This is a genomic window from Streptomyces sp. NBC_01244 (assembly GCF_035987325.1).
Lineage (GTDB): Bacteria > Actinomycetota > Actinomycetes > Streptomycetales > Streptomycetaceae > Streptomyces.
Genome location: NZ_CP108488.1, coordinates 6,630,816 through 6,653,850 on the forward strand (window position 1 = coordinate 6,630,816; position 23,035 = coordinate 6,653,850).

A 23,035-nucleotide genomic window follows, 5' to 3' on the forward strand; every position below is an offset into this window, starting at 1 on the left:
GCCATGGTGGCGGGTGAGGTACGTGCCGCGCGCAAGAACGCGCCGCCGCGCGAGGACGTACTGGTCGCCGCCATGGCCACCATCGCCGAACGCGGCCTGGACGGTCTGACCATGGCCGGCCTGGGCCGCCAGGTCGGCATGAGCAGCGGCCACCTCCTCTACTACTTCCGCACCAAGGACGAGCTCCTGCTGCAGACCCTGGAGTGGAGCGAGGCGGCGCTCGGCACCCGGCGCCGCGCCCTGCTGTCCCGCCGCGGCCCGGCGCGCGAACGCCTGCAGGCCTACGTGGACCTGTACGTGCCCGAGGGCGCCCGGGATCCGCACTGGACGCTGTGGCTGGAGGTCTGGAACCGCTCGCAGAACGCGGGACCGGGGGAGCGGGAGCGCCAGGGGGCCATCGAGGGCGCCTGGCACCGCGATCTGGTCGCCCTGCTCGCCGAGGGCATCTCGCGCGGAGAGTTCCGCCCGGTCGACCCGGACCGCTTCGCGGCCCGGCTGCGAGCCCTGCTCGACGGGTTCAGCATCCAGGTCGCCGTCGGCCTGCCCGGGATAGACCGGGGCGACATCCTCGACCACGTCGGCGAGTTCCTCAGCGAGGCGCTGACCCCGGGGGCCGGCGCCTGAGCGGGCCGCCCCGCCGCGTCCCTCCGCCCATCGGACGGGAGTGCCCGCATGCTGAGATGTCCGTCCATGCGCGGCATGCGGTATGGCAGACTGCCGACGTGCCTGCTCAGCTCATGATTATGGACAGCAGCGCGCCGGTCCCCAGTGGCCGCTGAGCCGCGGAAGAACTTCGCGGAGGCGGCCACCGTGCCCCAGACCCGCGCGCAGACCTCTCGCACCCGCGAGAGGTTTTTTCGTTTTCCGGCCCGAACAGACCGGAATCGGGCAGCGCGCGATGATGGGGGCAGTGGCGTCGGCCTGCCCGAGGGCGGGCATCCGGAACCACCCATCCGACAGGAGTCAGATCAGCATGACGACGACAGAGGCCACCGAGCCGACTGCGCCGGCTTCGGGCCCCGGCCCCGATGACGGGTTCCACGTCTTCGACACGACCCTGCGCGACGGTGCCCAGCGTGAGGGCATCAACCTCACGGTCGCGGACAAGCTGACGATCGCCCGGCACCTGGACGACTTCGGGGTGGGGTTCATCGAGGGCGGCTGGCCCGGCGCCAACCCCCGCGACACGGAGTTCTTCTCCCGTGCCCGCGCGGAGATCGACTTCAAGCACGCCCAGCTCGTCGCCTTCGGCGCGACCCGCCGGGCGGGCGGCTCGGCCGCCACCGACCCGCAGGTCCGCGCCCTGCTGGAATCCGGCGCCCCGGTGATCACCCTGGTCGCCAAGTCCCACGACCGGCACGTCGAGCTCGCCCTGCGCACCACCCTCGACGAGAACCTGGAGATGGTCCGCGACACCGTCGCCCACCTGGTCTCCCAGGGCCGCCGGGTCTTCGTCGACTGCGAGCACTTCTTCGACGGCTACCGGGCCAACGCCGAGTACGCGAAGTCCGTCGTACGGGCCGCGCACGAGGCGGGCGCCGACGTCGTGGTCCTCTGCGACACCAACGGCGGCATGCTGCCCGCGCAGATCACCGCGACCGTGGCGACCGTACTGGCCGACACCGGCGCACGCCTGGGCATCCACGCCCAGGACGACACCGGCTGCGCCGTCGCCAACACGCTGGCCGCCGTGGACGCGGGCGCCACGCACGTGCAGTGCACCGCGAACGGCTACGGCGAGCGGGTCGGCAACGCCAACCTCTTCCCGGTCGTCGCCGCGCTGGAGATCAAGTACGGCCGTACGGTCCTCCCGGCGGGCGCCCTGGCCGAGATGACCCGGATCTCGCACGCCATCGCCGAGGTCGTCAACCTCACCCCCTCCACGCACCAGCCCTACGTCGGCGTCTCCGCCTTCGCGCACAAGGCGGGCCTGCACGCCTCGGCCATCAAGGTCGACCCGGACCTGTACCAGCACATCGACCCCGCGCGCGTCGGCAACACCATGCGGATGCTCGTCTCCGACATGGCCGGCCGGGCCTCCATCGAGCTCAAGGGCAAGGAGCTCGGCGTCGACCTCGGCGGGGACCGTGCGCTGGTCTCCCGGGTGGTGGAGCGGGTCAAGGAGCGCGAGCTCCAGGGCTACACCTACGAGGCCGCCGACGCCTCCTTCGAGCTGCTGCTGCGCGCCGAGGCCGAGGGCCGGGCGCGCAAGTACTTCCGCATCGAGTCCTGGCGGGCCATCGTCGAGGACCGCCCCGACGGCACGCACGCCAACGAGGCCACGGTGAAGCTGTGGGCCAAGGGCGAGCGGATCGTCGCGACGGCGGAGGGCAACGGCCCGGTCAACGCACTCGACCGCGCACTGCGCGTCGCCCTGGAGCGCTTCTACCCCCAGCTCGCGAAGTTCGAGCTGACCGACTACAAGGTCCGCATCCTGGAGGGCGCACACGGCACGTCCTCCACGACCCGGGTCCTGGTCACCACGACGGACGGCGCCCGCGAGTGGAACACGGTCGGCGTCGCCCCGAACGTCATCGCGGCCTCCTGGCAGGCCCTGGAAGACGCCTTCACCTACGGCCTCCTGCACGCGGGCGTGGAGCCGGCGGAGTAGTCCGCGCAGTCCGCGGCCGCCGTCTCGCCGTGCTCCGGCAGGGTGAGACGGCGAGTGCGACGAAGGGGTGCCACGGAGGGGTGCGACGGAGGGCTGCGACAGGTGGCCTGGTGGGCCTTATGTCCTACTCACACAAGATTGCACCCGTTCGGGTAGCGTCATGGATATGAGGACCAGGCTTATATCCGTACCTTTTGGATCGCTGCTGGCCGCTCTGCTGCTGGCGCTGTCCGCGACCGCACTGCTGGTCGCCCCGCAGGCGTCGGCGGCCGACGGGACCACCACCGTGGCGGAGGCCCTCAAGAAGGGCCCGGTCTACGTGGACCCCCGCGCCGAGGCCCAGCTGCCGCCCGCGCAGGCGGACGCGCTCGCGAAGAAGATCAAGGATGCCGGGAAGCCGGTGTTCGTGGCCGTGCTGCCGGCCACCCCCGAGTTCCCCGCCGCCAGCGTGCTCAAGACGGTCCGTACCGAGACCGGCATCACCGGGCTCTACGCGATCCGGCTCGGGGACGGCTTCAACGCCGGCGCCGACCGGGCCGTCATGCCGAGCAACGCGGTCCGCAACCTGGTCGACGCCGTCAAGGCGGGCGGACCCGCCGACGCGACCGCGAGCACCGAGCTCAACAACTTCGTGGACCAGGCCCTCGCCCAGGCCAAGGGCAAGGCCCCGGCCTCCTGGGGCACCGCGAGCACCGACAGCGGGGCCCCGGTGGGCGCCCTGATCGGGCTCGGTGTGGTGGCCGCGGTCGGTGGTGGCGGGGCGTACGCGCTGGTCAAGCGCAACCGCAAGAAGAAGGAAGAGCTCCGGCGCGAGTCCATCGCCCGGCTGAGCGTGGTCGTAGACGAGGACATCACGGCCTTCGGCGAGGAGCTGGAGCGCCTCGACTTCCACCCCGGTGAGGCCGGCGCCGACGACGCCATGCGCACGGATTACGAGCAGGGCCTCGACTCGTACGAGAAGGCCAAGCAGATCATGGCCTCCGTGCAGCACCCGGAGGAGGTCAAGGGGGTCACCCAGGCCCTGGAGGACGGCCGGTTCGCACTGGCCCGCCTCGACGCGCGCCGGCAGGGCCGTCCGCTGCCCGAGCGCCGCGCACCCTGCTTCTTCGACCCGCGCCACGGGCCGAGCGCCGAGGACGCGGCCTGGGCCCCGGCGGGCGGGGCCGCCCGTACGGTCCCGGTCTGCGCGGCGGACGCCGTCCGGCTGCGCGACGGCCAGGACCCGGCGGTCCGCACCGTCGACACCGAGCACGGTCCGCGCCCCTACTACGACGCCGGCCCGGCGTACGGTCCCTGGGCCGGCGGCTACTTCGGCGGCGGCATCCTGCCCGGCCTGCTCATGGGCACGATGCTCGGATCGATGATGTCCAGTCCGGCCTACGCCTCCGACTTCGGCGGCGGAAACGGATTCGACGGAGGCGGCGGGGGCTTCGACGGGGGTGACGTGTCCGGGGCCGACTTCAACCCGTCCGACTTCGGCGGCGGGGACTTCGGCGGCGGAGGGGGCTTCGACGGCGGAGGCGGGTTCGGCGGGGGCGACTTCTAGCCGCCCCCGGCCCCGCGGCTCGCGACGGGGCTCACGCCTGCTTGATCGCCGAGATGTCGAAGGTCAGCTTCACCTTGTCGCTGACCATCACGCCGCCGGTCTCCAGCGCCGCGTTCCAGGTCAGGCCCCAGTCGGAGCGCAGGATCTCGGCCGAGCCCTCGAACCCGACCCGCTCGTTGCCGTAGACGTCGGTGGCCGCGCCGCCGAACTCCAGGTCGATGGCGAGCGGGCGCGTGACGTCCTTGATGGTCAGCTCGCCGGTGACGCGGTACTTGTCGCCGCCGAGCTGCTGCGCCTCGGTGGAGCGGAAGGTCATCAGCGGGAAGGTCTCGGCGTCGAAGAAGTCGCCGGAACGCAGGTGGCCGTCGCGGTCGCCGATGCCGGTGTCGACGGAGGCGATCTTCACGTCGATGGAGGCGGTGGAGCGGGACGGGTCGGCGCCGTCCAGGTGCAGGGCGCCCTCGTGGTCGGCGAAGGTGCCGCGCACGTTGGTGACCATCGCGTGGCGGACGGTGAAGCCGATGCTGCTGTGGGAGGCGTCGATGACGTAGTCACCGGTGAGCGCGGCGAGGGCCGGGTCCACGTCGAGGGTGGCGACGGCGGTCGTGGTGGCGGTGTCCTGCGTGCGGCGGTTGAAGAGACCCATGACTACTCCTTGGTGGGGGGTGCCGCTCGATGGCGGCGCTCGTTGAACTTTCAACAACAACGACGCTAGACCCATTCCGTTCAAATTTCAACCTCTTGACTCCTGTGTGTGGCTCAGCGGCGCCTCGGGGCGGCTTGGCGGGAGTTTTGTGAGAAACCAACAAAGGACCAAGGTCCTGCCTGGTGGGCTCGGCTGCACCCCCGGTGGTTCTGTCCGGGACGGACAGCGGAAGACACCCGACACTGTGTGGATTCGACGGAGGGTTTTTCCGGTCCGGCTTCGTAAGGTCATTACATGACCGTTGTGGACCAGATTCCGAGCGAGCCGACGGACGCTCGCGGCCGCGTGGCCGAGCTGCATGACTTGCGTGAGCAGGCGCGGCGTGGCCCGAGTGACCGGGCGACCGAGGCGCAGCATGCCAAGGGCAAGCTGACCGCGCGTGAGCGGATCGCGTTGCTGCTCGATGAGGGTTCCTTCAAGGAGGTCGAGCAGCTGCGCCGGCACCGGGCGACCGGGTTCGGTCTGGAGGCGAAGAAGCCTTACACCGATGGTGTCATCACCGGTTGGGGCACGGTCGAGGGCCGTACGGTCTTCGTGTACGCGCACGATTTCCGGATCTTCGGCGGGGCGCTGGGCGAGGCCCACGCGACGAAGATCCACAAGATCATGGACATGGCCATCGCGGCCGGTGCCCCGCTGGTGTCCCTCAACGACGGTGCCGGCGCCCGTATCCAGGAGGGTGTCTCGGCGCTCGCCGGGTACGGCGGGATCTTCCAGCGCAATACGAAGGCTTCGGGTGTCATCCCGCAGATCTCGGTGATGCTGGGGCCGTGCGCGGGCGGCGCCGCCTACTCCCCGGCGTTGACGGACTTCGTGTTCATGGTCCGGGAGACCTCGCAGATGTTCATCACCGGTCCGGACGTGGTCCGTGCGGTGACCGGTGAGGAGATCACCCAGAACGGCCTCGGTGGCGCGGACGTGCACGCCGAGACCTCGGGCGTGGCGCACTTCGCGTACGACGACGAGGAGACCTGCATCTCCGAGGTCCGCTACCTCATCACGATGCTGCCCTCCAACAACCGCGAGAACCCCCCGGTCCACGAGACCGCGGACCCGGCCGACCGCCGCTCGGAGGTCCTGCTGGACCTGGTCCCCGCCGACGGGAACCGCCCGTACGACATGCTCAAGGTCATCGAGGAACTCGTCGACGAGGGCGACGTCCTGGAGATCCACGAGCGCTGGGCCCGCAACATCATCTGCGCGCTCGCGCGGATGGACGGCCAGGTCGTGGGCATCGTCGCCAACCAGCCCGGCCACCTCGCCGGTGTCCTGGACATCCACGCCTCGGAGAAGGCGGCGCGTTTCGTCCAGCTCTGCGACGCCTTCAACATCCCCATCATCACCCTGCTGGACGTGCCGGGCTTCTTGCCGGGTGTCGACCAGGAGCACGGCGGGATCATCCGCCACGGCGCGAAGCTGCTGTACGCGTACTGCAACGCGACCGTTCCGCGGATCTCGCTGATCCTGCGCAAGGCCTACGGCGGCGCGTACATCGTCATGGACTCCCAGTCCATCGGCGCCGACCTCACCTACGCCTGGCCCACCAACGAGATCGCGGTGATGGGCGCCGAGGGCGCGGCCAACGTCATCTTCCGCAAGCAGATCGCCGACGCCGAGGACCCCGAGGCGATGCGTGCGCGCATGGTCAAGGAGTACAAGGCCGAGCTGATGCACCCCTATTACGCGGCCGAGCGCGGCCTCGTCGACGACGTCATCGACCCCGCGGAAACCCGCGAGGTCCTCGTCGCGGCCCTCGCGATGCTCCGCAACAAGCACGCGGACCTGCCCTCGCGCAAGCACGGCAACCCGCCCCAGTAGACCCCGAAGGAGAACCGCCACCGATGAGCAACGTCACCGCAACCCTGCTGAAGGTCGAGAAGGGCAACGCCGAGCCCGAGGAGCTGGCCGCGATCACCGCGATCCTCCTCGCCCGCGCCGCGGCCACCCCCGAAGACACCACCACCGCGACCGCCCGCTCCCAGGCCGGCTGGCGCCGCCTGGAACGCACCCCCGGCTTCCGCGGCCCCCGCAGCTGGCAGGGCTAGTACGCGAAGACCCGCAGGCACCACGTGAAAGCCCCCCGCACTCCTCGGAGTGCGGGGGGCTTTCACGTACGACCGGGCGTGTGAGGCCGGGGACGGCTACCGCAGGCGGGCCATGAGGGCGTGCTCGACCAGGGTGATGAGCGCGCTCTTGGCGTCCGCGCGGTGGCGGGCGTCGGTGGTGATGATGGGGGCGTCCGGGCCGATCTGCAGGGCCTCGCGGACTTCCTCCGGGGTGTAGGGCTGGTGCCCGTCGAAGCCGTTGAGGGCGATGACGAAGGGCAGGCCGCTGTTCTCGAAGTAGTCGACGGCGGGGAAGCAGTCGGCGAGACGGCGGGTGTCGACGAGCACCACGGCGCCGATGGCGCCGCGCACGAGGTCGTCCCACATGAACCAGAAGCGGTCCTGACCGGGGGTACCGAAGAGGTACAGGATCAGGTCCTGGTCCAGGGTGATGCGGCCGAAGTCCATGGCGACCGTGGTGGTCGTCTTGTCCCCGGTGTGGGTCAGGTCGTCGATGCCGGCGGAGGCGCTCGTCATGACGGCCTCGGTGCGCAGGGGGTTGATCTCGGAGACGGCGCCCACGAACGTGGTCTTGCCCACGCCGAAGCCACCCGCCACCACGATCTTCGCGGAGGTGGTGGAGCGAGGAGCCGCTCCGCCGTTAGAGCTTGCGAAGTCCACTGAGCACCCTTTCGAGCAGTGTCACATCTGGCTGGCCGCCGGCGGACTCGTCGCCGCCGGGCTGGTGGATGGCTACGAGGCCGGCCTCTGCCAGGTCGGCGACGAGGATCCGGGCTACGCCAAGAGGAATGGAGAGAAGTGCCGAGATCTCCGCGACGGATTTGATCTCCTGGCACAGGATGCAGATGCGCTGGTGCTCGGGCAACTGCCCTTGCAGACGCGCGGGATCGGCCGTGGTGCTGACCAGTGCCTCGATGGCGAGCTGGTAGCGCGGCCGGGTCCGGCCACCGGTCATCGCGTACGGGCGCACCAGCGGGTTGTGCGCCTGCGGAGCCTGCGGGCGCCCGCCGCGCGGAGGCTGCTGCGGGGACCGGTAGGGCTGGCCGGGCTGCTGCGGCCGGCCGTACTGCGGCGGCTGCTGCTGGTAGGGCTGCCGCTGATACGGCTGCCCGGACGCCGGGTCGTGCTCCGGGCCGGGCCGGTTGCTGGGAGCGGAGGGAAAGTTGAAGCGGTTCTGGTCGTGCCCACCCTGCGGCTGCTGCGCGCCGCCATAGGGATGTCCTCCGGGTGTTGTCACGTTTCCTCCTCCGACTCCAAGTACGCAGTACTCCCTGTGGAACCGCGCCACCGCACCCTATGGTGCAGTGGCGCGAAACGCACTGCCTGTCTGCTAGTTGAGAAGCCCGCCCTGCAGTTCCGCGCGCAGGTCCGGGGTGAGGACACTGCCGGCGCGGTCCACGAGAAGGGCCATCTCGTAACCCACGAGGCCGATGTCGCACTCGGGGTGTGCGAGCACCGCGAGCGACGATCCGTCGGAGACGGACATGAGGAAGAGGAATCCCCGGTCCATCTCCACAACGGTCTGGTTGACGGCGCCGCCCTCGAAGATGCGCGAGGCACCCGCGGTGAGGGAGGTCAGCCCGGAGGCCACCGCGGCGAGCTGGTCGGCCCGGTCGCGGGGGAAGCCTTCGGACATAGCCAGAAGGAGGCCGTCGGCGGATACCACCACCGTGTGAGACACCCCTGGGGTGTTGTCCACGAAGTTGGTGATCAACCAGTTCAGGTTTTGCGCCGCCTGGCTCATCGCGCTCACACTAACGCTCCTGGTCATAGCTGTTACTTGACTGCTCGGATCCCGCGTTGCGGCCCTGCTCGACACCGCGTCGCAGGTTGCTCAACCTGCCACGGACGTCCTCCGGGGCCCGGGAGACCTGGGGGCCGCCCTGCGGAGTCGTCTCCGCGGCGCCCTCGACCAGGTTGGCCTTGGGCACCCGCCGAGGGAGACCGGACGGGGTGACCCCGCCCGCCTTCGGCTCACGGAGCTTGGAGGCCTGCTGCCAGCGCTCGTCGTTGTTCGAGCGCCAGTCGGCGGGGCCTTCCGTTTCCCCGGTGGCCCGCTCCGGTGCCGCGGGCTGCTGCTGACGCTGCGGCCGCTGCTCGAAGAGGGATCCGGAGGACTCCGTTTCCTGCTGTCCCGGCCGCTGCTGCGGCTGGCTGCCGCGTCGCGGCAGGCCCGCCCCGGTCACCTGGTGGCCGGCGTCGGCAGTGGTGCCCGGACGGTCGAAGCCTACGCGCTCCTGGGCCGGTTCGGGAGCGGCCGGTGATTCCGATTCGGTCCCGTAATCCTGCTGGTAGGAGCCCGCGTAGGTGTTCTGCTGGGGCCACTCCGCCGCGGTGGAAGGGGAATCGTACCCGCCGTCGTAGGCCGGGACTTCCTGTCGCTGATCCGTGTACTCCGGTTCCGGATACGCGTACTCCTGCTGGGTGTACGCGTCGTATCCCTGCCCGGCCTGAGCGGATTCGTAACCGAGGTCGTAGCCCTGCGCCGGCTGCTGCTCGTAGCCCTGGTACGGCTGGTACGCATGCTCCGGCTGAGGTTCCGGATAGTCCGCCGCGGGCTCGTCGTACTGCGACTGGGGCTGCGCCTGCGGGTAGCCGACCTGCGCCTCCAGCGCGGCCCGGCGCTCCTCACGACCCAGGGACCGGCCGACCGGGTCGGCGGCGGGCTCTTCGTACCCCGGCTGGTCGGCCCGGTGGACCTCGTAGCGGGAGTCGTCGAAGCCGAGCTCGGCGGCCGTGCGCAGCGCGGCGGGCTGCTGGGACTGCTGGCGCGGGATCATCTGGGAGACCGTGAAGTCGTCCGCCGGGATCTCCTCGCCACCGCCACCGTGGGTGATGGCGTCGGGGAGCATGACCAGCGAGGTGGTGCCGGCCGCTTCGCCCGAGGGGCGCAGCTGGACGCGGATGCCGTGCCGGTCGGCCAGCCGGCCGACCACGAACAGACCCATGCGCTGCGAGATCGCGGCGTCCACGGTCGGCGGGTTGGCCAGCTTGTGGTTGATGTCCGCGAAGTCCTCGGCCGTCAGGCCGATTCCCTTGTCGTGGATCTCGACCATCACCCGGCCGTCGGGCAGACGCGTCGCGTTGACCCGGACCTTGGTCTGCGGGGAGGAGAAGGTGGTGGCGTTCTCCAGCAGCTCGGCGAGCAGGTGCACGAGGTCGGTCACGGCCTGGCCGTGGATCTCGGCCTCCGAGACGCCCGACAGCTCGACGCGCTCGTACTGCTCGACCTCGGAGGAGGCGGCGCGCAGGACGTCGACGAGGGGGACCGGCTGGTCCCAGCGGCGGCCCGGCTCCTCGCCCGCGAGGATGAGGAGGTTCTCGCCGTTGCGGCGCATGCGGGTGGCCAGGTGGTCCAGGCGGAAGAGGTTCTCCAGCTGGTCCGGGTCGGCCTCGTTGTTCTCCAGCTCGGTGATCAGCGTCAGCTGGCCCTCGATCAGCGACTGGTTGCGCATGGAGAGGTTCGTGAAGATCGCGTTGACGTTGCCCCGCAGGAGGGCCTGCTCGGCGGCGAGCCGGACGGCCTCGCGGTGGATCTGGTCGAAGGCGCGGGCGACCTCGCCGATCTCGTCCTGGGAGTCGATCGGGATCGGCACCACCCGGGTGTCGACCTTGCCCGGGTCGGTCCGCGACAGCTGGTCGACGAGCATCGGCAGGCGCTGCTCGGCGACGTCGAAGGCGCCGTTGCGCAGCTGGCGCATCGCGCGGCCCATCTGGCGGGCCATCATGCCGGCCAGGATGAAGGCGGCGAGCAGGGCCACGACCACGATGGCGCCGGTCAGGATGGCGTCGTTGCGGGCCTCGTCGGAGACGGTTCCGGCGTCCTTGAGGGCCTTGTCGAGGAGTTCCTTCTCGAGCTGGTTGTAGCCGTCGAACTTGGCGGTCGCGGCGGCCTGCCAGGCCGCCGGGGTGGTGCCGCCGAGGGCGAGGGCGGACGGCTTCGCGCCGCTGGCTATCGCCTCGGTCATGCCGGTGAGCGCCGAGTTGTTGACCACCGGCGGGGCGCGGAAGACGGTGCCCGCCTGCTCGGCCGCCTGCTTGGCGTCGACGAGCTTCTTGGCGCCCTCCGCGGACTTCGCGCCCATGATGTCCTTGAGGCGCGCGACGTCCTCGTCGGTACCGGCGGCGACGTACTCGCCGATGGCGATCTCTTCGAGGTACGCGTACGAGGAGAAGGCGACGAGCTGGGCCTTGCGGATGTCCTCGTTCTCGCTCGGCCGTACCAGCAGGTGCGTGCCCACGGAGCGCTGCAGCGAGTTCGCGGCCTTGGACAGTTCCAGCGCGTAGACCATGCGGCCGTACGAGGTCACGTTGCCGGTGCCGAGGCCCAGCTCGTTGGAGAACTGCATGAGGTAGTGCTGGACCAGCACGTACCCCTCTTCGGTCGGGATCGGGCCCATCGCCCTGGGCAGGGCCTTCTTCGGCGTCTCCAGCTGCGACAGGTAGGCCGTCTTGCGGACCTGCTCCAGCTTCGGCTCCTCCTGCCGGAAGAGCTCCAGGCGGCGTTCCAGACCCTGGCCCTCGGGCAGGTCCTTCGCGACCTGGGCGAACTTGGCCTTGGCCGCGTCGGTGGCGGAGTACGCCTTCAGGACGGGCTCGGAATCGCGCTGGCCCTTGAGCAGGGCCTCGGCCGTCAGGTCGCGCTCGTTCAGGAGCGCCTGGCCGTACTCGGCGGCGGCCTGGACGATGACGGCGGTCTTCTCGGCGTCCTTGGCCTCGTCCCAGGTGTCGATGGACCCCTTCACCTGGAAGCCGCCCATGACCAGTCCGACGAGGACCGGGACGAGCAGGATGGCGTTCAGACGGGTCGGCACACGCCAGTTGCGGGGCGAGAACCTGCTGGTGCTGCCGCTGCTCACGGCTGGTTCCACGGGTACGTCAAAGGATGACGCGGCCGCGCGCGGCGGCGGGGTGAAGTTGCCGCGCGCGGGTTCATCCGCGGGGCTCGAGTTGCTTCGCCTCACTCGACCAACAACCTCTCGGCGGTGCTACTAGCTAGTTCGTTGAATTCCAGCACGGTTAACGGCCGTGTTCCAAACAGTTGAAATCGGCCATTCCTAGAGCCTTATGCCCCACATAAATCGGACATAAAGAGCGTCCTGCGGCAAAAACGGGGCCGGTTGTGAGCGCAGTGACACCGGCCGAACGCACCGTGTCGCCAACTACCGGCAATTCTCTGTCGAAACGTTATGAACGAAGGGGGCGGGCCGTGTCGCATGACACAGCCCGCCCCCCAAAACCAGCCGGTGAAGACCTCGTTGCGTGGAGCTCCTACTTGAGCCGCGCCATCAGAGCGTGCTCGACGAGCGTGATGAGCGCGCTCTTGGCGTCCGCGCGGTGGCGGGCGTCGGTGGTGATGATGGGGGCGTCCGGGCCGATCTGCAGGGCCTCGCGGACTTCCTCCGGGGTGTAGGGCTGGTGCCCCTCGAAGCCGTTGAGCGCCACGACGAACGGCAGGCCGCTGTTCTCGAAGTAGTCGACGGCCGGGAAACAGTCTGCCAGGCGCCGCGTGTCGACCAGGACGATCGCCCCGATCGCGCCGCGCACGAGGTCGTCCCACATGAACCAGAAGCGGTCCTGACCGGGGGTACCGAAGAGGTACAGGATCAGGTCCTGGTCCAGGGTGATGCGGCCGAAGTCCATGGCGACCGTGGTGGTCGTCTTGTCCCCGGTGTGGGTCAGGTCGTCGATGCCCGCGCTCGCGGACGTCATCACGGCCTCGGTGCGCAGCGGGTTGATCTCGGAGACGGCGCCCACGAACGTGGTCTTGCCCACGCCGAAGCCACCCGCCACCACGATCTTCGCGGAGGTGGTGGAGCGAGGAGCCGCTCCGCCGTTAGAGCTTGCGAAGTCCACTGAGAACCCTCTCGAGCAGCGTTACATCCGGCGTTCCGCCGGCCTCTCCATTGCCCGGCTGGTGGATGGCCACCATGCCGGCCTCCGCCAGGTCGGCGACGAGGATCCGGGCGACGCCGAGCGGCATGTTCAGCAGCGCGGAGACCTCCGCGACCGACTTGACCTCACGGCACAGGGTGCAGATGCGCTGGTGCTCCGGGAGCAGCCCGGACAGGTGCATCGGATCGGCCGTGGTGCTGACCAGGGCCTCGATGGCGAGCTGGTAGCGCGGTCGGGTCCGGCCACCGGTCATCGCGTACGGACGAACCAGCGGCTGGTCGCCTTCCGAGTACGAGTCTCCGTACTGATCGGAATAGGCGGGGGGCGGGGTCATTGATCCTCCGGGCTGGACAGCAAAGGTCAGCGTGCCGTCTGACGGGGCGGCCGGTGGGGGGACGGTATGACGGCCTGGCGGTGGTACTTGGTTCCGGGGCCGCGGCCCCGGTCCCCCGGCCGGCAGTACCGTCCGGCCGGGAGAGCGGCAGTCAGATGAGCAGGCTTCCCTGCAGTTCCGCGCGCAGGTCCGGGGTGAGGACACTGCCGGCGCGGTCCACGAGGAGGGCCATCTCGTAACCCACCAGGCCGATGTCGCACTCGGGGTGCGCCAGTACGGCCAGCGAGGATCCGTCGGAGACGGACATCAGGAAGAGGAATCCGCGGTCCATTTCCACCACCGTCTGGTTGACGGCGCCGCCCTCGAAGATGCGGGACGCGCCCGCGGTGAGGGAGGTCAGCCCGGAGGCCACCGCGGCGAGCTGGTCGGCCCGGTCGCGGGGGAAGCCTTCGGACATAGCCAGAAGGAGGCCGTCGGCGGAGACCACCACGGTGTGGGACACCCCGGGGGTGTTGTCCACGAAGTTCGTGATCAACCAGTTCAGGTTCTGTGCCGCCTGGCTCATCGAACTCAACTATCGCTCCTGCTGGTAAGTGGGGTCGATGTGGTAGCTGCCGGTGGCCGGGCCGGTTGTGCCGGCCTGCCGACCCTGCTGGATACCGCGTCGGAGGTTGGTGAGACGCCCGCGGACGTCGTCCGGGGATCGCGAAACCTGGGGGCCGGCCTGTGCTTCGGCCTGCTGCTGCGCGGTGCCGGCCACGAGGTTCGCCCGCGGGACCCGGCGGGGCAGACCCGACGTGGTGATACCGCCGGCGGCGGGCTGGCGCACGCGCTCGGCCTGCCGCATCAGCTCGTCGTTCGGCGAGGAGCGCCAGCTCACGGTCGGCACGGCGCCGGTGGCCGTCTGTGCGGACTCGGCCGGAGCCTGCTCCTGGGCGCGCTGCGGCAGCTGGGGCGGCTGCGGGCGCTGCGGGGCGGCCGGAGCCGGAGCCACCGGAGCCGCCGGAGCGGACTGCTGCGCCGGCTGCTGGGGTACCGCCGCCGGGGCCTGAGCGCCCTCCTGGCGGAACCAGTTCGACTCCAGCGTGTCGAAGATCGGGCTGCGGCCTTCGCCGGTGCCGGGACCGGCCGGGGGCAGCGCCTCCGGACGGGGGGCCTGCGGCAGCCGGGGAGCCTCGGCGCGCGGAGTCGGTACGGGGGCGTAGTTGCCCTGGGGCTGCGGGGCCTGGCCGGGCTGGGCGTAGCCGCCGACACCGGGTCCGCCGGGCCGCTGGGCCTGGAAGTCCTGGCGGGCGAACTGCCCCGTGGAGGCCGGGTCGCCGAAGTCCTGGCGGGCGAACTGGCCGGTGGAGGCCGGGTCGCCGAGGTCGGGACGGGCGAACTGGCCCGTGGCGCCGTTCTCATGGCCGGCCTGGCCGCCGTTGCCGCCGGCCTGTGGGGCCGGGGCGTTGAAGTCGGGGCGGGGGAACTCGGACGTGGAACCGGGGCCCGACAGCTCGTCGTGGCCGCGCGGTACGTCGTGCCCGCGCTGGCCGGCGCCCCAACTGGTGGTCTGGGGCATCGCGGCGGGTCCGCCGCCGGCGCCCGGGAGCTCCGGACGGGGTGCGCCACCGCGCGGCGGAAGCTGCGGCCGGGGGCCGCGGCCGGCCGGGCCACCGGTCGGCTGCTGACCCTGCTGACCCTGCTGCTGCGGAGCCTGCGGCTGGTACTGCTGCTGACCCTGCTGACCCTGCTGACCCTGCTGGGGCTGCTGCGGGCGCTCGAAGCCGTTGCCCTGCGGGAAGCCGCCGGGACCGGACGCCGTGGGGGCGCCGACCGGACGGGCCTGCGGACCGCCGAAGCCGCCCGGGCCGCCGGGACCGGAGACCGGACCGCGGCCGGGCAGCGGAGCACCCGAGCCGAAGGCGCTCTGGGTCTGGCCGCCGGGGCCCTGCTGCTGCGGGGGCCGTCCGCCCTGCGGGCCGGGGCCCTGGGGCTGACCGCCGGGGCCGCCGTCGCGGCCCGGCAGGGCCGCGCGCTGGCTGCCGGCGGAAACCTGGCCGCGCTGCGGGGCGGCGCCCACGGGGGGACGCGCGCCGGGAGCGGGGATCGAGCCCTGCGCCTGGCCGCCGGGACCGCCCTGACCGGGGGCGCCGGGGGAACCCTGACCGCCCTGGCCGGGCATCGGGGCAGGCTTCTTGCCGCCCTGGGCGACGTCCACCGGCAGCATGACGAGGGCCGTCGTACCGCCCGAGTCGGAGGGGCGGAGCTGGATGCGGATGCCGTGTCGCAGGGACAGGCGGCCGACCACGAACAGGCCCATGCGGCGGGAGACGGAGACGTCCACGGTCGGCGGCGACGCGAGCCGCTCGTTGATCGCGGCGAGGTCCTCGGGGGAGAGGCCGATGCCGGTGTCGTGGATCTCGACGAGCACGCGGCCGTCGGGCAGCGCGTGCCCGGTGACCTTGACCTTGGTCTGCGGGGAGGAGAACGAGGTGGCGTTCTCCAGCAGCTCGGCGAGCAGGTGCACGAGGTCGTTGACGACGCGGCCGGCGACGTCGGTGCCGGGCACCGACGAGAGTTCGATGCGCTCGTACTGCTCCACCTCGGACGCCGCGGCGCGGAGCACGTCGACGAGCGGGACGGGGCGGGTCCATCGGCGGCCCGGCTCCTCGCCCGCGAGGACGAGGAGGTTTTCGCCGTTACGGCGCATGCGGGTCGCGAGGTGGTCGAGCTTGAAGAGCGAGGAGAGCTGGTCCGGGTCGGCCTCGCGCGACTCCAGCTCGGAGATGAGCGAGAGCTGGCGCTGGATGAGGCCCTGCGAACGGCGCGAGAGGTTGGTGAACATCGCGTTGACGTTGCCTCGCAGGAGGGCCTGCTCGGCGGCGAGGCGGACGGCCTCGCGGTGCACGTCGTCGAAGGCCGCGGCCACCTGGCCGATCTCGTCGCGGGTGTGCAGACCGACGGACTCCACCGTCGTGTCCACGTCCTGCGGGTCGGACTCGGACAGCTGCTTGACGAGCTCGGGCAGCCGGTCCTGGGCGACGCGGGTCGCGGTGTCCTGGAGGCGGCGCAGGGAGCGGATCATCGAGCGGGCCATGACGAAGGCGCCGACGAGGGAGACGCCGAGGACGAGGAGGATCAGCGCACCGTTGATGAGCGCGTCGCGCTGCGACTCGTTCTTGAGCTCGCGGGCCTTCTGCTCCATGTCCTCGAGCAGGGTGAGCTCGATGACCTTCATGGCCTGGAGCTTCACGTCGTCCGCGTCGTACCAGTCCATCCAGGACCGGTTCTTCTCCTTGGCGAACTGGTCCTTGTTCCCGAGGACGCGGCGCGCGTAGCCGTCGGCATTGCCGATTTCCTGGTTGCCGTCGCCGAGCGAGGCGAGGAGTTCCTCGGGCTTGCCCTGGTAGGCGAGTTCGAAGGTCTTCTGCGCCTGCTCTTCGCTGTTCTGCGCGGAGCGGGCGTAGAGCCGGTCGTTCTCGCTGAGGCTGCCGGGCTGCGTGGGGTCGGCGGGGAGCGCGGCGGCGATGATCGCGCGCTGGATGGAGGCGTACTCCTTGGCGGAGGAGAACGCGGCCAGGGCGCGGGTGCGCTTGATCATCTCGGGGTTCGAGGTGGCCTGCGCCATCTCCTGCGAGAGCGAGAGCAGCGAGACGACCAGCGCGTTGTACTCGGTGACGGTCTGCTGGGCGCCGTTCTGGTACGCGCTCTTGCGGATCTCTTCGAGGTTGTTGAGCCCGTGTGCGATCTGCAGGATGTTGTTGCGGATCGACCTGAGCGTCTCGTCGTTGCCTTCGGCGACGTCGACCTTGTCGGTCGCGGCGGCGAAGGCCCTGACGGCGGAGTCCGTGGAGTCGCGGACACCCTTGACGAGGGTGCTGGGCTTGCCCGACTTGTCGACCGACAGCGGACCGGCGGAGTTGTCACGCTCGGCCTGGAGCATGGCGGCCAGGTTGGTGGCCTGCCGGGTCATCGTCGTCAGCAGCTGCATGTGTTCCAGCTGCGCGATGTCGTTGAGCGAGTCGTTGATGCGGAAGCCACCGAGGGTGGTGGCGGCGACGACCGGCAGGGTCAGCAGCGACACCAGTCGCGTACTGATGCGCCAGTTCTGCATGGCGAGGCGGGAACCGGACCCACGAGGGGTCTGGGGTATCGCGACGTCGCGGCTGCCCGACTCGTCGTCGGCCTTGGCACCGCCCTTGGACTTGGCGCGGCCCTTGGGCTTCACCGTGGCGGAGCCGTCGGGGCCTGCGCTCTCGACAGCCGGCCCGCGGTTCTGGGCGTGCTGGGGCGAGGAGCCACGGTCGGTCCCGCCGCGCGGGTCCTGCTCCGGCGCGGCTTCCCCACGGCCCTGACGGGCCTGGGGAGACCCCTTGTCATCCCTCTTGAATCGTCCCTGCACTAGCGTCGCAACCTCTGGACCAGGCGTCCCGCCGGGCGACCGGTGGGACGGTGTCGAGTCGTGGGGCAATGCGCCCCATGGTGGTCGTCGGTGACCGGCGCGTCTCCCTCTCCGTTGCCGCCGCGCTCGGCGCTGTCTCGCGCCACCTGCGCGCCGGCTGATTCCCGCGGCGGTCCCGCGAATTCCAGCACAGAGGCGGATCTCCAACAAGGTGCGAGTCCCGGCCTGGACGGTCGGTCACGCCTGGTGACGCGTGCACTACCCGTCGTGCGTGCCAATTCATACGCAATCGGACTTACGCCGCCCAAACCTCGCGCCTGGCAAGCTGTCCCAGTCGCGATGATCAGGAGCGGAATGACGCATTCAGTGGCGCAATGTCCCGTTTTATGGGGCAGGGTTGGCTGCCCGTTATGACCGTAATGCCTGGCCGCTGGTGAGCAAACTCACATAGCCGTGGCCATTACTTCCCGGTTCGACGGGGGATTCAGATGTTTAGCCTTGAGCTTTACAGGGCTGCCGCGAGCGACAAGTGGCACTCCGAAGGCATCCCGGCGGCACCTGCCGCCACCATCCGACCTAGTGAGCCGAGGGCTTCGCACTCCGATGAAGACGACGATGATGTTCCGCAACATAGCCAACCCGCGCCGCACCACCCTCGCGCACCTCAAGGACGCCGAGGAGCTGCAGGCCGTGCCGGTCCCGGAGCACACCGTCGAGCTGCCGGGCCAGACCGCGAACCCGCGCCGCACCATCCTCATGGAAGCGCCGGTCGCCGCCGCGCAGTAAGGGGTGCCCGGCGGGTCAGGGCCGGATCAGCCCCGCCCCGGCAGAAAGCCGCGCGAAGCGTCGGCCCCCACCGCGTTAGCCTGGAGTCCGCAGACTCCAGCCAGCGGAAATACAGAGGGGCAGACGCAACACGTGCGCATCGCCAGGTTCTCGATCGACGGCAATGTCGCGTTCGGCGCGGTCGAGGGCAGCACTGCCCCCGGCGCCGAAGGTGAGCTCGTCCTCGACATCATCAAGGGCATCCCGTTCGCGGACTTCGAGCTCTCGGGCACGAAGGTCCCGCTGAGCAAGGTCCGGCTGCTGCCGCCCGTGCTCCCGAACAAGGTCGTGGCCATCGGCCGCAACTACGCGGAGCACGCGGCGGAGCTGGGCAATGCCATCTTTGACAGCGAAGGCCGTCCGGAAGCCCCCATCACCTTCTTCAAGCCCTCCACCTCGGTGGTCGGCCCGGGCGACCCGATCGCGTACCCGTCCTTCTCCCAGGACCTCCACCACGAGGCGGAGCTCGCCGTGGTCATCGGCCGCATGTGCCGCGAGGTCCCGCGCGAGCGCGTCAAGGACGTCATCCTCGGCTACACCTGCGCCAACGACGTCACCGCGCGCGACGTCCAGCAGCGCGAGAAGCAGTGGGCCCGCGCCAAGGGCTTCGACAGCTCCTGCCCCCTCGGCCCGTGGATCGAGACCGATCTGGACCCGAGCGACCTGACCATCCAGTGCACCGTCAACGGCGAACAGCGCCAGCTCGGCCGCACCAGCCAGATGGTCCGCTCCATCGAGGACCTGATCGTGCACATCACCGAGGCCATGACGCTGCTCCCGGGCGACGTCATCCTCACGGGGACCCCGGCCGGAGTCGGCCCCCTGAACGTCGGCGACGAGGTCGCCGTCACCATCGAAGGCATCGGCACTCTCACCAACAAGGTGATCAAGCGTGGCTAACGCGACCCCCCGCGTACGTTTCTGTCCGTCCCCGACCGGCAACCCCCACGTGGGTCTGGTCCGCACGGCCCTCTTCAACTGGGCGTTCGCCCGCCACCACGGCGGTACGTTCGTCTTCCGCATCGAGGACACCGACGCGGCCCGCGACTCCGAGGAGTCCTACGGCCAGCTGCTCGACTCGCTGCGCTGGCTCGGCTTCACCTGGGACGAGGGCCCCGAGGTCGGCGGCCCGCACGCCCCGTACCGCCAGTCCGAGCGCATGGACATCTACAAGGACGTCGCGCAGAAGCTCCAGGACGGCGGCTACGCCTACCACTGCTACTGCACCACCGAGGAGCTGGACGCCCGCCGCGACGCGGCCCGCGCCGCCGGCAAGCCCTCCGGCTACGACGGTCAGTGCCGCGACCTCTCCGCGGAGCGGAAGGCCGCGTACGAGGCCGAGGGCCGCACCTCGATCGTCCGCTTCCGGATGCCCGACGGGCCGATCACCTTCACGGACCTGGTCCGCGGCGAGCTGACCTTCACCCCCGACAACGTGCCGGACTTCGGCATCGTCCGGGCCAACGGCGCCCCCCTCTACACGCTCGTCAACCCGGTCGACGACGCGCTGATGGAGATCACCCACGTCCTGCGCGGCGAGGACCTGCTGTCCTCCACCCCGCGCCAGATCGCGCTCTACGGGGCCCTGATCGAGCTCGGCATCGCCAAGGCCGTCCCGGCCTTCGGCCACCTGCCGTACGTGATGGGCGAGGGCAACAAGAAGCTCTCCAAGCGGGACCCCGAGGCCTCGCTCAACCTGTACCGCGAGCGCGGCTTCCTCCCCGAGGGCCTGCTGAACTACCTCTCGCTGCTCGGCTGGTCCTTCTCCAAGGACCAGGACATCTTCTCGATCGAGGAGATGGTGGAGAAGTTCGACATCCCGGACGTCAACGCCAACCCGGCGCGCTTCGACCTCAAGAAGGCCGAGTCCATCAACGCGGACCACATCCGCCTGCTGGACCCGAAGGCCTTCGCGGACGCCTGCGCCCCGTGGCTGCAGGCCCCGCACGCCAACTGGGCGCCCGAGGACTTCGACGCCGCCGCCTGGGAGCGCATCGCGCCCCACGCCCAGACGCGCGTCACGGTCCTGTCCGACATCACGGCCAACGTCGACTTCCTGTTCCTCAAGGAGCCGGTAGAGGACCAGGCCTCGTGGGACAAGGCCATGAAGGGCGACCCGGCGGCCCTGCTCACCACGGCCCGCGAGAACCTCGCAGCCGCCGACTGGTCGGACCCCGAGTCGCTCAAGCAGGCGGTCCTCACCGCCGGCGAGGCCCACGGCCTCAAGCTCGGCAAGGCCCAGGCCCCGGTCCGCGTCGCCGTCACCGGCCGCACGATCGGTCTCCCGCTCTTCGAGTCCCTGGAGATCCTGGGCAAGGACCGCTCCCTGTCCCGCATCGACGCGACCCTGGCGAAGCTCAACGCCGCGTAAGCACCACCCCGCACCTCCCTCAGGGGCGGCGGCCGACCGCTACATCAGCGAACGGCTGCCGCCCCTGAGGCGTTCCGCGTAGGGTCGGCCGTATGGCGATCCGTGCGGTGCTGTGGGACATCGACGACACCCTTTTCGACTACACCGGGGCCGACCGGGCCGGGCTCGCGGCGCACCTGGTCGCCGAGGGGCTCGCGGAGCGGTACGGGGCTCCGCGCGAGGCGCTCGCGCTGTGGCGGCGGATCACCGACCGGCACTGGGAGCGGTTCGCGGCGGGGGAGGGCACCTTCCAGGGCCAGCGCCGTGACCGGGTGCGGGAGTTCCTCGGGGAGCCCGCGATGAGCGACGCGCAGGCCGACGACTGGTTCGGGCGGTACGTGGCGCACTACACGGCCGCCTGGGAGCTCTTCCCCGACGTGGTGCCCGTACTGGACGTCCTGGCCGGCGGCTACCGGCACGGGGTGCTCTCCAACTCCTCCGTGGTCAACCAGGACCCCAAGCTGCGCCACCTCGGCCTGCGCGACCGTTTCGAGGTCCTGGTGTGCGCCGTGGAGCTCGGCGTCAGCAAGCCCGAGGCCGGCGCCTTCCTCGCCGCGTGCGCCGAGATGGGGCTGGAGCCGGGGGAAGTGGTCTACGTGGGGGACCAGCCGGAGATCGACGCGCGCGGCGCCCGTGACGCCGGGCTGACCGCCGTGTGGCTCGACCGCGACGGATCGCGGGGCCCCGGGCCCGAGGGTGTGCACCGGATCGCCGGACTCGACCGGCTCCCGCAGGTGCTGGCCGGGGATACCCGTTTTGGAGCACGGTCAGCCATCCGGTAATGTTCTTTCTGCGCCGCCCGCTCGGGCCGAAAGGCCGGGCCGGAGACGCTAACCGAACGAAAGTCCCTCAGGGTCTTGCGTTTTGGTGGGCTATAGTGTAATTGGCAACACGAGAGTTTCTGGTTCTCTTATTCTAGGTTCGAGTCCTGGTAGCCCAGCGCAGTTCAGTAGTAACGCAGTGCTTGCCCCCGTTGTGTAGCGGCCTAGCACGCCGCCCTCTCAAGGCGGTAGCGCCGGTTCGAATCCGGTCGGGGGTACAGATCCTTCCCGTGAGATTTCCAGGGTCGCACCCGGATTTTTTGATGCAGGATCGCTAGGGCCCCCGTTGTGTAGCGGCCTAGCACGCCGCCCTCTCAAGGCGGTAGCGCCGGTTCGAATCCGGTCGGGGGTACGGTGTCTAGCTGGTCTAGACCTGTGGGCTATAGTGTAATTGGCAACACGAGAGTTTCTGGTTCTCTTATTCTAGGTTCGAGTCCTGGTAGCCCAGCGCAGTACAGCAGTAACAGCTAGCCCCCGTTGTGTAGCGGCCTAGCACGCCGCCCTCTCAAGGCGGTAGCGCCGGTTCGAATCCGGTCGGGGGTACGCACAGAAGAGGCCCTCCGCGTTCATCGCGGAGGGCCTCTTCGTCGTTTCCGGGCAGGGTCGAGAAGGAAGAAGTACGGGCCCGGCGGCGCGTGTGTGGACGTGTGCGGCGTCTCACGCGCCCCCGGGCCCGGGGGTGGTTGGTGGTGGAGGTCTGCGAGCGGGAGGTGCTGGTGCTCAGCTGGAGCGGCGCAGGGCCTCGGTCAGCCGGGCGGCCGCGTCGATGACGGCCTGGGCGTGCATGCGCCCCGGGTGGCGGGTCAGGCGCTCGATAGGCCCGGAGACCGATACGGAGGCCACCACGCGGTTCGAGGGGCCGCGCACCGGCGCCGAGACGGAGGCCACGCCGGGCTCCCGCTCGCCGATCGACTGCGCCCAGCCGCGACGCCGTACGCCCGAGAGCGCCGTCGCCGTGAAGCGCGCGCCCTGCAGGCCGCGGTGGAGCCGCTCGGGCTCCTCCCAGGCCATCAGGATCTGCGCGGCCGAGCCGGCCTTCATCGGGAGCGTGGAGCCCACCGGGACGGTGTCCCGCAGGCCCGACAGCCGCTCGGCGGCCGCCACGCAGATGCGCATGTCGCCCTGACGCCGGTAGAGCTGCGCGCTCTCGCCCGTAACGTCCCGGAGGTGGGTGAGCACCGGTCCGGCCGTGGCCAGCAGGCGGTCCTCGCCGGCCGCGGCGGCGAGCTCCGCCAGCCGCGGTCCGAGGATGAACCGGCCCTGCATGTCCCTCGCCACCATCCGGTGGTGTTCCAAAGCCACGGCAAGGCGATGTGCCGTGGGTCGTGCGAGCCCTGTCGCCGCGACCAGCCCGGCGAGGGTGGCCGGACCGGACTCCAGTGCGCTCAATACCAGAGCTGCCTTGTCGAGAACGCCGACGCCGCTAGAGTTGTCCAT

At 70.5% G+C, this 23,035-nt stretch carries 19 protein-coding genes and 5 tRNA genes; 14 read left to right on the forward strand and 10 right to left on the reverse strand.

All coding sequences use genetic code 11. From position 1 onward, the window contains the following. Positions 1–3: 3 nt before the first annotated feature. The 3 genes from OG247_RS29925 (at position 4) to OG247_RS29935 (ending at position 4,157) form a co-directional block, all read left to right on the forward strand. On the forward strand, positions 4–624 hold the full coding sequence (locus OG247_RS29925) for a TetR/AcrR family transcriptional regulator (RefSeq protein ID WP_327255114.1): 621 nt from the start codon (positions 4–6) through the stop codon (positions 622–624). A gap of 349 nt (positions 625–973) precedes the next feature. Beyond that, positions 974–2,611 (forward strand): citramalate synthase, encoded by a 1,638-nt coding sequence (gene cimA / locus OG247_RS29930; protein ID WP_327255115.1) that lies wholly within the window; start codon positions 974–976, stop codon positions 2,609–2,611. A gap of 166 nt (positions 2,612–2,777) precedes the next feature. Further along, positions 2,778–4,157: a hypothetical protein gene (locus tag OG247_RS29935; RefSeq protein WP_327255116.1), complete on the forward strand. Its 1,380-nt coding sequence runs from the start codon at positions 2,778–2,780 to the stop codon at positions 4,155–4,157. Between the two features lie 31 nt (positions 4,158–4,188). On the opposite strand, the gene OG247_RS29940 is transcribed toward OG247_RS29935, so the two are convergent. Next, on the reverse strand, positions 4,189–4,803 hold the full coding sequence (locus OG247_RS29940) for a YceI family protein (RefSeq protein ID WP_327255117.1): 615 nt from the start codon (positions 4,801–4,803) through the stop codon (positions 4,189–4,191). A gap of 294 nt (positions 4,804–5,097) precedes the next feature. Here OG247_RS29940 and OG247_RS29945 point away from each other — a divergent pair, with 294 nt between their 5' ends. Both OG247_RS29945 and OG247_RS29950 read left to right on the forward strand, forming a co-directional pair. Further along, the gene (locus OG247_RS29945; RefSeq protein WP_327255118.1) at positions 5,098–6,681 is read left to right on the forward strand and encodes an acyl-CoA carboxylase subunit beta; all 1,584 of its coding nucleotides are present in this window, start codon (positions 5,098–5,100) and stop codon (positions 6,679–6,681) included. A gap of 23 nt (positions 6,682–6,704) precedes the next feature. Beyond that, entirely contained in the window at positions 6,705–6,908 is a 204-nt protein-coding gene (locus OG247_RS29950; protein ID WP_327255119.1) for an acyl-CoA carboxylase subunit epsilon, read from the forward strand. A 96-nt stretch (positions 6,909–7,004) separates the two neighbouring features. On the opposite strand, the gene OG247_RS29955 is transcribed toward OG247_RS29950, so the two are convergent. From OG247_RS29955 to OG247_RS29990, 8 genes are all read right to left on the reverse strand, one after another. Next, entirely contained in the window at positions 7,005–7,589 is a 585-nt protein-coding gene (locus tag OG247_RS29955; protein ID WP_007266770.1) for a GTP-binding protein, read from the reverse strand. Continuing rightward, positions 7,570–8,166, reverse strand: coding sequence for a DUF742 domain-containing protein (locus tag OG247_RS29960; protein WP_327255120.1), 597 nt, complete (start codon positions 8,164–8,166; stop codon positions 7,570–7,572). Before OG247_RS29960 ends, OG247_RS29955 begins: the two co-directional genes overlap by 20 nt. Before the next feature lie 93 nt (positions 8,167–8,259). Continuing rightward, positions 8,260–8,673, reverse strand: coding sequence for a roadblock/LC7 domain-containing protein (locus OG247_RS29965; RefSeq protein WP_243337850.1), 414 nt, complete (start codon positions 8,671–8,673; stop codon positions 8,260–8,262). 10 nt (positions 8,674–8,683) lie between these two features. Beyond that, positions 8,684–11,893: a sensor histidine kinase gene (locus OG247_RS29970; RefSeq protein ID WP_327255121.1), complete on the reverse strand. Its 3,210-nt coding sequence runs from the start codon at positions 11,891–11,893 to the stop codon at positions 8,684–8,686. Between the two features lie 307 nt (positions 11,894–12,200). After that, positions 12,201–12,785, reverse strand: coding sequence for a GTP-binding protein (locus OG247_RS29975; protein WP_243337754.1), 585 nt, complete (start codon positions 12,783–12,785; stop codon positions 12,201–12,203). Continuing rightward, entirely contained in the window at positions 12,766–13,158 is a 393-nt protein-coding gene (locus OG247_RS29980; protein WP_243337752.1) for a DUF742 domain-containing protein, read from the reverse strand. The genes OG247_RS29975 and OG247_RS29980 overlap by 20 nt, the downstream gene beginning before the upstream one ends. Before the next feature lie 151 nt (positions 13,159–13,309). Beyond that, positions 13,310–13,723: a roadblock/LC7 domain-containing protein gene (locus tag OG247_RS29985; protein ID WP_008739864.1), complete on the reverse strand. Its 414-nt coding sequence runs from the start codon at positions 13,721–13,723 to the stop codon at positions 13,310–13,312. 9 nt (positions 13,724–13,732) lie between these two features. Then, a complete protein-coding gene (locus tag OG247_RS29990) occupies positions 13,733–17,542 on the reverse strand; it encodes a sensor histidine kinase (protein ID WP_327255122.1) in 3,810 nt (1,269 codons plus the stop codon). 603 nt (positions 17,543–18,145) lie between these two features. Between OG247_RS29990 and OG247_RS29995 the strand changes: the two genes are divergently transcribed. From OG247_RS29995 to OG247_RS30035, 9 genes are all read left to right on the forward strand, one after another. Beyond that, entirely contained in the window at positions 18,146–18,328 is a 183-nt protein-coding gene (locus tag OG247_RS29995; RefSeq protein WP_327255123.1) for a hypothetical protein, read from the forward strand. A 132-nt stretch (positions 18,329–18,460) separates the two neighbouring features. After that, complete coding sequence (locus OG247_RS30000; RefSeq protein WP_327255124.1) at positions 18,461–19,267, forward strand: fumarylacetoacetate hydrolase family protein; 807 nt, start codon at positions 18,461–18,463, stop codon at positions 19,265–19,267. Then, on the forward strand, positions 19,260–20,738 hold the full coding sequence (gltX, locus tag OG247_RS30005) for a glutamate--tRNA ligase (protein WP_327255125.1): 1,479 nt from the start codon (positions 19,260–19,262) through the stop codon (positions 20,736–20,738). The genes OG247_RS30000 and gltX overlap by 8 nt, the downstream gene beginning before the upstream one ends. Positions 20,739–20,830: 92 nt before the next feature. Continuing rightward, complete coding sequence (locus tag OG247_RS30010; protein ID WP_327255126.1) at positions 20,831–21,559, forward strand: HAD family hydrolase; 729 nt, start codon at positions 20,831–20,833, stop codon at positions 21,557–21,559. An 86-nt stretch (positions 21,560–21,645) separates the two neighbouring features. Beyond that, positions 21,646–21,717, forward strand: a tRNA-Gln gene (locus tag OG247_RS30015). Between the two features lie 26 nt (positions 21,718–21,743). After that, a tRNA-Glu gene (locus tag OG247_RS30020) sits at positions 21,744–21,816 on the forward strand. Positions 21,817–21,877: 61 nt separating this feature from the next. Further along, a tRNA-Glu gene (locus tag OG247_RS30025) sits at positions 21,878–21,950 on the forward strand. 24 nt (positions 21,951–21,974) lie between these two features. Further along, positions 21,975–22,046 (forward strand) — tRNA-Gln (locus OG247_RS30030). A 22-nt stretch (positions 22,047–22,068) separates the two neighbouring features. Beyond that, positions 22,069–22,141: transfer RNA gene (locus tag OG247_RS30035), tRNA-Glu, on the forward strand. 177 nt (positions 22,142–22,318) lie between these two features. On the opposite strand, the gene ndgR is transcribed toward OG247_RS30035, so the two are convergent. Then, positions 22,319–23,035, reverse strand: coding sequence for an IclR family transcriptional regulator NdgR (gene ndgR, locus OG247_RS30040; RefSeq protein ID WP_112450208.1), 717 nt, complete (start codon positions 23,033–23,035; stop codon positions 22,319–22,321).